The 12015-nt window shown below is 61.1% G+C and carries 9 protein-coding genes and 1 pseudogene; 6 read left to right on the plus strand and 4 right to left on the minus strand.

The genetic code is table 11. The annotated features are described in order from the left end of the window. A pseudogene (locus M0H32_RS28990) lies at nt 1-104 on the plus strand (IS5/IS1182 family transposase); the annotation flags it as partial. Nucleotides 105-354: 250 nt separating this feature from the next. On the opposite strand, the gene M0H32_RS28995 reads toward M0H32_RS28990, so the two are convergent. Further along, the gene (locus M0H32_RS28995) at nt 355-1332 is read right to left on the minus strand and encodes a DUF808 domain-containing protein (RefSeq protein WP_248160209.1); all 978 of its coding nucleotides are present in this window, start codon (nt 1330-1332) and stop codon (nt 355-357) included. A 226-nt stretch (nt 1333-1558) separates the two neighbouring features. Between M0H32_RS28995 and M0H32_RS29000 the strand changes: the two genes are divergently transcribed. Continuing rightward, entirely contained in the window at nt 1559-2458 is a 900-nt protein-coding gene (locus M0H32_RS29000; RefSeq protein WP_248160211.1) for an amidohydrolase family protein, read from the plus strand. Between the two features lie 11 nt (nt 2459-2469). Here the strand turns inward: M0H32_RS29000 and M0H32_RS29005 are convergent, their stop codons facing one another. From M0H32_RS29005 to purM, 3 genes are all read right to left on the minus strand, one after another. Next, nucleotides 2470-4122, minus strand: coding sequence for a Na/Pi cotransporter family protein (locus tag M0H32_RS29005; protein ID WP_248160212.1), 1653 nt, complete (start codon nt 4120-4122; stop codon nt 2470-2472). Between the two features lie 70 nt (nt 4123-4192). Beyond that, a complete protein-coding gene (gene purN, locus M0H32_RS29010) occupies nt 4193-4840 on the minus strand; it encodes a phosphoribosylglycinamide formyltransferase (protein ID WP_248160213.1) in 648 nt (215 codons plus the stop codon). Beyond that, nucleotides 4837-5913: a phosphoribosylformylglycinamidine cyclo-ligase gene (purM, locus tag M0H32_RS29015; protein ID WP_248160214.1), complete on the minus strand. Its 1077-nt coding sequence runs from the start codon at nt 5911-5913 to the stop codon at nt 4837-4839. The genes purN and purM overlap by 4 nt, the downstream gene beginning before the upstream one ends. A gap of 251 nt (nt 5914-6164) precedes the next feature. On the opposite strand from purM, the gene M0H32_RS29020 reads away from it, so the two are divergent. The 4 genes from M0H32_RS29020 to M0H32_RS29035 all read left to right on the plus strand — a co-directional run bounded on the left by M0H32_RS29020 (nt 6165) and on the right by M0H32_RS29035 (nt 11832). Further along, the gene (locus M0H32_RS29020; protein ID WP_248160215.1) at nt 6165-7262 is read left to right on the plus strand and encodes an AI-2E family transporter; all 1098 of its coding nucleotides are present in this window, start codon (nt 6165-6167) and stop codon (nt 7260-7262) included. A gap of 4 nt (nt 7263-7266) precedes the next feature. Further along, nucleotides 7267-7947, plus strand: coding sequence for a P-loop NTPase family protein (locus tag M0H32_RS29025; protein WP_248160216.1), 681 nt, complete (start codon nt 7267-7269; stop codon nt 7945-7947). 260 nt (nt 7948-8207) lie between these two features. Then, a complete protein-coding gene (locus M0H32_RS29030; RefSeq protein ID WP_425607376.1) occupies nt 8208-10310 on the plus strand; it encodes an RNA degradosome polyphosphate kinase in 2103 nt (700 codons plus the stop codon). A gap of 1 nt (nt 10311) precedes the next feature. Beyond that, entirely contained in the window at nt 10312-11832 is a 1521-nt protein-coding gene (locus M0H32_RS29035) for a Ppx/GppA phosphatase family protein (RefSeq protein ID WP_248160219.1), read from the plus strand. Nucleotides 11833-12015 lie beyond the last annotated feature (183 nt).

A 12015-nucleotide genomic window follows, 5' to 3' on the forward strand; every position in this document is an offset into this window, starting at 1 on the left:
CAAAGGACTGGGAGAAATCCGTCGAAAGCGCCACCGCATGGGTCACCATCGCCAGCATCAGGGTCATGACACGCAGACTCGCAACCTATTGTCCAGTCTCATAAACTTTTGAATCTGGCTCTATGACTTTTTCGTTTAACCTAAAATTTTTATCAAGAAAAGCTAGCTGTCTTGGCGTAAATGCTGTTGCGAAATTTCTATATTTCACTTTGTCTTACTATTATGAGTTATTTAAATGAACCTGGTATTGGAAACTGAATCTGCTCAACAATCAGATTTCTGAGCAACGTTTCTAGGCACCAAGTTATTGCTTATGGAGACTAACCTATCGTCTGATAGCAAAATTCAGCAGCCTCAATGCCCGCCCGCGCTCGCCTTGTTCCGCTTGAACAGCCCGGCAATTGGCAGAATGATCTTCTGCGTCACCGGGATCAGCACCAGGCCAAGCGCCAGGCCGAAGAGGCCGTCCAGGGCGGCGGTCACGGCCCAGGTCACAAAGCCTTCTGCCAGATGCACCGCATGGGCCGCGCCGTGGGCGGCGTCGTGGATGATCTGGTAGAGCAGCCCGTAGCCGAGTACATCCGCGCCATGCAAAACGATGGACCCGCCAACCCATAACATGGCCGCCGTACCGACGATCATCAGGATCTTCATGAAACCGGGCATGGCCTTGACGATGCCAAGCCCCAGCGCGCGGGTAGCGGCAAAGTGGCCTTCCTTGGACAGATGCAGGCCGAAATCGTCGGCTTTCACGATCAGGGCGACTGAGCCGTAGACCATCACGGTGATGCCGATGGCGACAACGGCCAGTGTCGCAGCTTCCATCCAGATCGAGCCGTCCGGAATTTCGGCGAGTGCAATGGTCATGATCTCGGCGGACAGGATGAAGTCGATCTTGATGGCGCCGGCAACCTTCTGTTTCTCCAGGTGCAACGGGTCGGGAACGAACCCCTCGGGTTCATCGGCATCGTGATGGTGCGGCTTGAAGATGTGATAGATCTTCTCTGCGCCCTCAAAACAGAGATAAGCGCCGCCGATCATCAGCAGCGGCGTGATGACGCCTGGCAGGAAGGTGTTCAGGGCGAGGCCGATCGGCAGCAGAAAGATCAGCTTGTTCTTGAGCGAGCCCTTGGCGATTTTCCAGACGATCGGAATTTCGCGGGCAGGCGAGAAACCGGCGACATATTTGGGTGTCACGGCGGCATCGTCGATGACCGCGCCGGCCGCCTTGGCGCCTGCCTTGGCGGCCTGGCCGACGACATCGTCCACCGATGCGGCCGCAATCTTTGCAATTCCGGCAACATCGTCGAGTAGGGCAAGCAATCCGCTCATGTCAGCTCCAAACCGGGTCCGTATCCAATGGCGACCATAACGTGTTTTCCCTTATTTGCCGCCCGACTGTGAATTTTCCACAACACAGGCAATTCAACGGGTCGAACAAGGACATTCAATTTCTGGCGGATGAGGGTGTTTCCAGGTGTTTCCGGACCTTCGTCTGCGCTGGACATTGCGATGGTCTGCCTTAGGTCGAATGGAAAGCAGGAGGGGGAACTGGAAAATGAAGGTCAAACCAACGCCGCAACTATCGATCGGGACATTGGCGGGTGTTCTGGCTCTTTCCAGCGTTTTTCTGCCGGCTGCCGCCGACGAACCGATCGGCGATGCCATCCGGGACGTTCCCCTGTTCGATGCCCATATGCATTACAAGGAACCGGCCTGGGAGCACTATCCGGTCAAGAGCGTCATCGAACTGATGGATCACAACGGCGTCGCCATGGCGCTGGTGTCGTCGACGCCGGACGAGGGCACGATCATGCTGCTGGAACATGCGCCGAACCGGATCGTTCCGGAGCTGCGCCCCTATCACGGCGGTTTCGGCTCCGGAAACTGGACCAAGATGACCGGCATGGACGCCTATCTGGAGGGCAGGCTGGAAAAATATCCGCATCAAGGCATCGGAGAATTCCACATTCATCGGCTGGACACCTCCGACGAAGCACTGTTCCGCAAGATCATCGATATGGCGACGCAACGGGACATCCATCTTCACGTCCATTCCGGCCCGGAGCCGGTGCGCTGGCTCTATGCGCTGGACCCGGACGTGAAGATCATCTGGGCGCATGCCGGTCTGAGCACACCGGCTGTGGACGTCCATGCGCTCATGTCCGAGTTTCCCGGGATTCTGGCCGATACGTCCCTGCGGGAATGGGACATTGCCGGAAATGGTGCGTCCCTCGATCCGGACTGGGAAAGGATCCTCTTCGATTTCCAGGACCGGCTGATGATCGGCAGCGACACCTGGGTCAACAGCCAATGGGACAACTATTCCCAAATCATGGCTTCGAACCGGGCCTGGCTCGCGCAGTTGCCGCGGGATGTTGCTGAAAAGATCGCTTACCGAAATGCCGAAAGACTGTTCGGGCGCGAGATCTCGATGGATCTGATCGGCACAAGGTAACGGCCGGGCCGTCATTCGTGTTCCACGTCGAGCCTGGCTTCTTCTTCCGTCGAGGCAACGGGAATATCGGCCGAGGAAAGGGCATTCCGATGCACCTGCAGGCGCCAGAGGTGATACGCGACACGGTGCAGCCAGCGCAGCGCATCCAGCTTCAACCAGACTGCCTTTTCAGGGAGGGTCTTGGCCGCGGCGCGGGCGATCAGGTTGTCGCGCATCTGCCGGCGCTGCCGCCGCATCAGGGAGCGAAGCCGGTCCAGGCGGTGTTCACAGTCTGTTGGGTCGGGCGGGGGCAGTGACGGGGCCCGGTAGGCGGCGGGACGGATCGTTTTGTCGAGCCGATTTTTGAGCCGGTTGAGGCGATGGTCCCTGAAAAGCTCGGTGATGCGTTCTGTCTGGCTGCACCGGTAGAGTAGCCGTCCGAGATGATCCAGACTGTGGTAGAGACCCTTGACCTGCTGCTCATGTTCCGTGTCATTGGCAATCAACGGGATCCTGTCCAGATAGGCACGGGTTTCGGCAATCGCCTGGGCAGCATCGCGCGTGTCTGGGTCCGCCTCCCGGGCCGCAGGCGGCGCCAGTCGCGCCCGCAGGATCGAAATCACGTCTTCCGTAAGATCTTCGACGGTCTGCCGCGCCAAAATGGTCGCTGTACGCGGTTCGCTTAAGAGCAGCGGATCGAGCGCGCGGGTCAGCGGAGTGCCTTTTTCCGGAATGATCAGCTCGATCAGCCGTGCAAACGGCCGGGTGAAGGGCAGGACCAGCAGGACACCGGCAATGTTGAACAGGCTGTGAAAGGCAACCAGTGCGATCTGACCGTCTCCGCCACCACGACTGCCGCCTCCGTTTACCACGGTTTCCACCAGCTCGCTGAACGGTGTGAGCAGGAGAACCGCGATCAGCCCCGTCAAGACATTGTAGACAACATGCGCCGCGCCGGTGCGCCTCGCCATTGTGCCGCCGCCGAAGGTCGCAAGAACCGCGGTGAAAGTCGTGCCGACATTCATGCCGATCACAAGCGCCGCCGCCTGCGGAAAGTTGATGGCCCCTGCACCGAGCGCGGCAAGGGCCGTGGCGACACCCGCACTGGAGGATTGGGTGACCAGCGTTATCAGGATGCCGAAGAAGACCAGCTGCAGCCGGCCAAACAATGTGTCGGAAGGAAAGTCGGTTGGCGAGACCAGGCCGCTGAAGGCATCGAGACCGTCCTTCATGTGCTCGATGCCGATAAAGATCAGGCAGAACCCGGCCAGGGCCTGACCGGCCAAGGCTGTCTTGCCCCTGAAGGCCAGCCGAAGGACCGCGCCCAGGAACACAAAAGGCAAGGCAATTTGTCCGAGGTCCATCTTGAAGCCGAGCACGGCAACCAGCCAGCCTGTGAGCGTCGTGCCGATATTGGCGCCGAGAATGATGCCGAGCGATTGCGGAAAGGTGAGCAGCCCGGAGGCAACAAAGCCCACGGCGGCCACGGTGATTGCGCTCGAGGACTGCACGATGGCGGTCGCGACCGTGCCGGTTGCAACTCCGGAAAGCGGCGTTGAGGTAAATCTGGCCAGAACATCACGCATGCGCTGTCCCGCGAGGGCCTTGAGGCCGTCGGTGAGAAGCAGCATGCCAACCAGAAAGAGCCCGACACCGCCGAGCGCGGACAGGACATTGAGCACCATGCCGCTTTCTTATGCGACTTGCGGTGCGCGGCAAAGCAGCCGGAGGGCCAGAAAGCCTACGTGGAAATCCTTACGGCCAGACGAGATCGCCGGCATCGGCGTCGTCGCCTCCGCTGGTGACGCGTGCGCCGGTGACCTTGGCCTTGCCGCCGGCAACCAGTGCCAGCGCCTTGGGATAGATCTTGTGTTCCACCTCAAGCACCCGGGCGGCAAGCGCGTCCGGCGTGTCGCGGTCGAGCACCGGCACTGCACCCTGGATGATGATCGGGCCGTCGTCCATTTCCGCCGAGACGAAATGAACGGTGGCACCGTGCAGTTTGACACCTTCTTCCAGTGCCCGCTCGTGGGTCGCCAGACCCTTGAAGGAAGGCAGCAGGGCAGGGTGGATATTGATCATGCGGTTCGCCCAGGCATTGACCAGGAACGGCGTCAGGATGCGCATGAAGCCCGCAAGCGCCACAATCTCGATCTTGTGGTCCTTCAGGACGGCGTCGACCTGCCTCTCAAAGGCTTCCCGGTCTTCGGAGAAGTCCGTGTGGTCGACGACAGCGGTCGGGATGCCGAACTCCGCGGCCCGTTCCAGGCCCTTGGCGTCCGGCCGGTTGGACAGAACCAGCGCGATCTCGGCCGGATAGTCGGGGGACATGGCAGCCGAAATCAGCGCGCCCATGTTGCTGCCGCGTCCGGAAATCAGGATGGCCGTCTTGCGGCGGCTCATGCGCCGAAGCCCAGGCTGCCGTCGAAGATCACCGGGGTCTCGCCGGCAGCTTCGATGCGGCCGATGCCGGTGACGGTTTCGCCCTGGTCCTGAAGCACGCGCATCACCTCTTCGGCCTCGTTCTCGGCAACCACCACCACCATGCCGATGCCGCAATTGAAAGTGCGCAGCATTTCAGGTTCGGCGACACCGCCGGTCCGGGCGAGCCAACCAAAGACGTCCGGTGCCTTGATCCGGGAAAGATCGATCCGGGCCGAGCAGTCCTTTGGCAGCACGCGCGGCAGGTTTTCCGGCAGGCCGCCACCGGTGATATGGGCGAGGGCCTTGATGCCGGACGTCGCCTTGAGCGCCGCCAGCAGCGGCTTGACATAGATTTTGGTCGGCTCCATCAGCGCTTCGCCGAGGGTCTTGCCGTCGGCAAACGGCGCGGCATCGGACCAGGTCAGGCCGGCAAGCTCGATGATCTTGCGCACCATGCTGTAGCCGTTGGAATGGACACCGGACGAGGCAAGGCCGAGAAGCACATCGCCTTCGGCCACATCCCTGCGCGGCAGGATCTGTCCGCGTTCCACGGCCCCGACCGAGAAGCCGGCGAGATCGTAGTCGCCTTCCACATACATGCCCGGCATTTCAGCGGTTTCGCCGCCGATCAGGGCCGCGCCGGACATCTTGCAGCCGTCGGCGATGCCGGCAACCACATCGGTTGCGGTCGCGACATCCAGTGCGCCGGTGGCAAAATAGTCGAGGAAGAACAGGGGCTCGGCGCCCTGGACCACGAGATCGTTGACGCACATGGCGACGAGGTCGATTCCGACCGTGCGATGCTGCCCGGTCTCGATCGCGATCTTGAGCTTGGTGCCGACGCCGTCATTGGCCGCAACCAGGATCGGGTCTTCAAAGCCGGCGCCTTTCAGATCGAACAGGCCGCCAAAGCCGCCAATATCGCTGTCGGCGCCCGGGCGCGAGGTGGCTTTGACCAGCGGCTTGATGCGGTTCACCAGTTCGTTTCCGGCGTCGATATCGACCCCGGCATCGGCATAGGTGAGGCCGTTGGATCCAGAGGATTCGCTCATGGGGCACTCCAGGACTTGGTGCGGTTGGCTGTGCCAACGCGGCTTACAGTCTGGCGCGGCGGAAAACAAGAGCTTCGCCCGCATAACCCACGCTTTGCAGGCCCTTTACGGGAGCCTGCCAAGAAATCAGGCACGGTTCGACCGGAATGGACCGAACGGGCGTAGACTATCCTGCCCTGGACTTGACCTTTGCCGGCGGGTAAGCCCATCTGCAGGGCAGTTTTGTTTGAGAGTTTTTAGGAGCGCCTTCGATGACCCTTCGCCGTCAGGTCCAGTTCTGGCTGATCTCCCTCGCGGTCCTCTGCGTGTTTCTCTATGTTTTTTCAGGCGTTCTGCTGCCGTTCGTGGCCGGTATGGCGGTGGCCTATCTGCTCGACCCGGTCTGTGACCGGCTGGAAAAGATGGGCATGGGACGTATGTGGGCGACCCTGTCCATTCTCTTTGCCTTCATATTGATCCTGGTTATGTTCTTCATCCTTCTGCTGCCGCTGCTCGGTAACCAGCTGGCGCTGTTTCTCGACAAGTTCCCGGATCTGGTGCGCAAGCTGCAATCGCTGTTGTCGGACTATTTTCCGGCGGATCTGGCAACGGTCGCCGGGATCAACCCGGAAGACCTGCAGTCCTCCATGTCGAAGCTGATCGGGCAGGGAGCCTCCTTTGTCGGCAAATTGGCGCAGTCACTGTGGAGCGGTGGCCAGGCCTTGCTCTCCATCCTGTCCCTGTTCGTGATTACGCCCGTCGTCGCCTTCTATCTTCTGCTCGACTGGGACCACATGGTGGCGCGCATCGACGGCTGGCTGCCGCGCGATCATCTGGACGAAATCCGGGCCCTGGCGGGCGAAATGGACGCGGCCGTTGCCGGTTTCGTGCGTGGCCAGGTGTCTGTCTGCGTCATCCTGGGGATTTTCTACGCGGTCGCTTTGGCGTTGGTGGGTCTGAATTTCGGCCTTCTGATCGGCATGGCGGCGGGACTTGTCAGCTTTATCCCCTTTGTCGGCGCCGGCCTCGGTGTGATCCTGTCCATCGGTGTCGCGCTGGTGCAGTTCTGGCCTGACTGGCCCTGGATTGTGGCGGTCGCCGCGATCTTTGCCTTTGGCCAGTTTCTGGAAGGGAATATCCTTCAGCCCAAGCTCGTCGGCGAGAGCACGGGCCTGCATCCGGTCACCTTGATGTTCGCCCTGTTTGCCTTTGGATATCTCTTTGGATTTGTGGGGATGCTGGTCGCGGTTCCGGCCGCCGCCATGATCGGCGTGCTTGCGCGCTTTGCCTTGAAGCAGTATCTGGCAAGCCCGGTCTATAAGGGAACGGGCCGCCCGGTGGCGGCTCCCGACGAACACGTGTCTGAGTGAGATGATGGCGGAACCTCCGCGCCAGCTACCGTTAGATCTGCCCCACGAAGCGGCGCTGAGCCGCGACGATTTTCTGGTTGGCGCCTCCAACCGGGCCGCCTTTGAATTGCTGGAACGCTGGCCCGACTGGCCGTCGCCGGTGGTGGTGCTGGCCGGTCCGGTCGGTTCCGGCAAGACCCATCTGGTCAAGGCCTTTCAGGACGAAACCGGTGCCGCGATGATGGCTGCTCCGGAGCTGCGCGAAACGGATGTCGAGGCACTTGTCGCGGCACCGGCTGCGGTCATTGAAAACGCCCATCGGGGCGTCGACAACACGGCGCTGTTTCACCTGCTCAACGCGGCGCGGCAGGCTGGCAGGACCATTTTGATCACCAGCCGCACCTGGCCGGCAAGCTGGAAGATCACTCTGCCAGACCTGATGTCCCGTCTGCGCGCCGCCACACCGGTGGAGATCCTGGAGCCGGATGACGATCTGTTGCGCCGCGTTCTGGTGAAACTGTTCGCCGACCGGCAGATCGCGATCGATCTCAGCGTGGTCGATTATTTGGTCGTGCGCATGGAACGGTCCCTGGAGGTGGCGCTGAGAGCAGTGGAAGCCATCGATCAGGAAGCCCTTGCCGGCCGTGTCAGGATTACAAAACCCCTGGCTGGCCGGGTTTTGGAAAATGTGCATAAAGGTCAATAATCTGCCGGACCGACACAGGACTGTCATTTGAGCGGCCGGGAGTCCATGCTAGGGACGGCGGAACACGGTCTAGACAGGCCGTCGGCCGGCCGCAAAGGGCAGCTGGCGGCCGGATACGCGCCGGCAAAGGGGAAGATGCCATGAACGAGACGCCAAATCTTTCGGACATTTTACCTGCTTCCACAGTGACGACTGACGGCGTGCCCACAGACAGCAATCTCGTTCCAGAGGGCGATCTGGCGAGTTCACCGGCCCGGTTCATGAACCGGGAACTCTCCTGGCTGCAGTTCAATCTGCGGGTCCTGGAAGAGGCGATGAACCCCAATCATCCGCTTCTGGAACGGGTCCGGTTCCTGTCGATTTCGGCCAACAATCTTGACGAGTTCTTCATGGTTCGCGTCGCCGGCCTGCGCGGCCAGCAGCGCGCCGACGTGACCAATCTGTCCGATGACGGGCTGACACCAACCGAGCAGCTGCAGAAGATCAGTGAAGCCGTGCGCGATCTGCAGGCCTCGCAACAGAAAATTTGGGTCGAGTTGCGCCGGGAAGTCGCCGAGAAGGGCATCGAGATCCTGCATGGCGATACCCTCGACGCGTCCGAGAAGACTTGGCTGCAGGACTATTTCCTGAAATACGTCTTCCCGGTTCTGACACCGCTCGCGATCGATCCGGCGCATCCGTTCCCGTTCATTCCCAATCTTGGCTTTTCCATCGTTTTCGAACTGGTGCCGACCTCCGGCGGGCGCGGCATGATCGCGCTGCTCAGGATCCCGAACCAGGTTGACCGGTTCGTGCAGCTGCCGAACGGCGAGGACGGCGCCGCGCGCTTCATTGCCATCGAGAAAGTGGTTAGCCTGTTCATTGGCCGGCTATTCCCTGGTTACGAGATCCGCGGCAAGGGCGCTTTCCGCGTGATCCGTGACAGCGATCTGGAAATCGAGGAAGAAGCCGAAGATCTGGTGCGCCTGTTCGAAAGCGCGTTGAAGCGCCGCCGCCGCGGCTCGGTGATCCGCCTGGAAATCCAGGAAACGACTCCGCCTGCCTTGCGGGAATTCGTGGCCGATGCGCTTGGTGTCAGCGAAGGCGAAATCTTTCTTGCCAATGGATTGCTGGCCCTCAACAACCTGTCGCAGGTTGTCGATCAGGAGCGCCCGGACCTGAAATTCGAACCCTATACGGCGCGGTTTCCGGAGCGTATCCGCGAACATGGCGGGGACTGCCTGGCGGCGATCCATCAAAAGGACATCGTCGTCCACCACCCCTATGAATCTTTTGATGTGGTGGTCCAGTATCTGCGCCAGGCCGCGCGCGATCCGGATGTGGTCGCCATCAAGCAGACGCTTTATCGCACCTCAAACAACTCGCCGATCGTCAAGGCGCTTGCAGAAGCCGCTGAAGCCGGAAAATCGGTTACCGCGCTGGTTGAGCTCAAGGCCCGGTTCGACGAAGAGGCCAACATCAAGTGGGCACGCGACCTGGAACGGGCCGGGGTCCAGGTGGTGTTCGGCTTCATCGAGCTGAAAACCCACTCCAAGCTTTCCATGGTGATCAAGCGCGAGCATGGCCTGCTAAAAACCTATTGCCACATCGGCACTGGCAATTATCACCCGATTACCGCGCGCATCTATGAAGATCTTTCCTTCTTCACCGACGATCCAGGGATCGCGGAAGATGCCGCCCGGGTGTTCAACTTCATCACAGGCTATGCCCGGCCGGCGGAACTCAACAATCTGATGGTCTCGCCGGTCAATCTGCGCCAGCGCATGCTGGAGATGACCGAGGCGGAGATCGAGCACGCAAGGGCAGGGCGTCCGGCGCAGATCTGGATGAAGATGAACTCGCTGGTCGATCCCGAAATCATCGACGCGCTCTACCGGGCCAGCCAGGCAGGTGTGCAGATCGACCTGGTGATCCGCGGCATCTGCTGCCTGCGTCCGGGGATTGCCGGCCTGTCGGACAACATCCGGGTGAAATCCATCGTCGGCCGTTTCCTGGAACATTCGCGCATCTTCTGCTTCGGCAACGGCCAGGGCCTGCCGTCTCCGGAGGCCCATGTCTATATCGGTTCCGCCGACCTGATGCCGCGCAACATCGACCGGCGCGTTGAGGTGCTGTCGCCTCTGCTGACGCCGACAGTGCACGAACAGGTGCTCGACCAGATCATGGTCGCCAATCTCAAGGACAACCAGCAGAGCTGGCGCATTCTGTCCGATGGCAGCCATGAGCGCATCGAGCCGGGCGCCAACGAAGAGCCGTTCAACGCGCACCAGTATTTCATGACAAACCCGTCACTATCGGGCCGGGGCAAGTCGTTGAAGAGTGATCGCCCGAGGCCGTTCCTGGAACGGCAAAAACGAGGTTAGCATGGCTGGGAAATTCAAGCCGGCACGCGGCCGGCTCAACGGGTCCGGACCGATCGCGGTTGTGGACATCGGCTCGAACTCCGTACGCCTCGTGATTTACGAGCGCAAGGCGCGCACGCCGACCATGCTGTTCAACGAAAAACTGCTCGCCGGGCTTGGCCGGGGTGTTGCCGCAACGGGACGGCTGGCGGACGAGTCGGTTGGCCTGGCGCTCGGAGAGTTGGCAAGGTTCAAGGCGCTGATCGATCACACCGGCTGTCAGGAGCTTTACATTGTCGCAACAGCGGCGGCACGGGACGCCGACAACGGGCCTCAGTTCGTGCGTCAGGTCGAGAAATCCCTTCAGGCTCCGGTGCGCATTCTGGACGGCAGCGAGGAAGCCTATTATTCCGCACTTGGCGTGATCGCCGGGTTCTGGCAGCCGCGCGGCATTGTCGGCGACCTGGGCGGCGGCAGCCTGGAACTGGTTGAGATCGCCGACAAGGCGCCGAAACAGGGCGCGACCTTTCCGCTCGGCGGCTTGCGTCTTTCCGAGGAGGCGGACGGCAAGATCGCCAAGGCTCAGAAATTGACAGAAGCGGCGTTGAAGGATTTCGACTGGCCGGATCTGGTGCCGGGAGAACGGACCTTTTATGCGGTCGGCGGCACCTGGCGCTCGCTTGGCCGGCTGCATCTGTTCCAGAACAACTATCCGCTCCACGTAATGCACAATTACGAGATCGCCGCAGATGAGGCGATCGAGTTCTGCCGCAAGATCGCGGTGCCCAACCTGGAGGGCATCGAGATGGCCGAGGTCGTCTCCAAGCAGCGCCGTCCGCTGGTGCCGATGGGAGCGGTCGTGCTGGAACAGGTGCTGACCTCGATGAAGGCCGAACGCCTTGTGTTTTCAGCAACCGGCGTGCGCGAAGGTCTGCTGCATGAAAAACTGACCGTGGACATGCAGGATCATGACCCAGTGATCGAGGCCGCACGCGAACTTTGCACCTTGCGCGCCCGCTCGCCGGACCATGCCGAGGAGCTGATCGTCTGGACGGACACGCTGTTCAAGGAACTCGGGATCGAGGAAACCGCCAATGAGACACGGCTGCGCCATGCGGCCTGTCTGCTGGCGGACATTGGCTGGCGCGCCCATCCGGACTATCGCGGCGAGCAGAGCCTCAACATCATCTCCAACGCCTCCTTTGTCGGGCTTGACCATGCCAGCCGCGCATATTTGGCGGCCGCCGTGTTCTACCGCCATCAAGGGCTGCGCGAAGGCGACCTGTCACCGGTAATCCGCGAACTTTTCACCGATCGTCTGCGCATCCGCGCCAAGGTTCTAGGGGCGACCTTGCGGGTGGCATCTCTGCTGAGCGCGTCGATTGCCGGCCTTTTGCCCAAGGTCGGTATCACCAGGACCGGTTCCGGCCTGTCGCTGGTACTTGGCAAGGACCTCGCGAGCCTCGACGGCGACCGCCTGCGCAAACGCGCCAGCCAGCTCGCCAAGGTTATCGAGGTCGATGTCGAGGTCGTCTCGGGGTAGGGGCGCCGGCCGCAAACTAGACAAATGCCACACCAAACAGCGTCATCCTGAGGAGGACCGCCAGGTCCGTCTCGAAGCAACCGTGTTTGTTATGTGATCATAGGCTGCCATTCCTTGTCGTCTCTGACCATGGCGTTGAGAATGGTCAGGAGCTTCCTGGTGCAGGCGATGATCGCCTGTTTC

Source organism: Roseibium sediminicola (assembly GCF_023156505.1).
Classification (GTDB): domain Bacteria; phylum Pseudomonadota; class Alphaproteobacteria; order Rhizobiales; family Stappiaceae; genus Roseibium; species Roseibium sediminicola.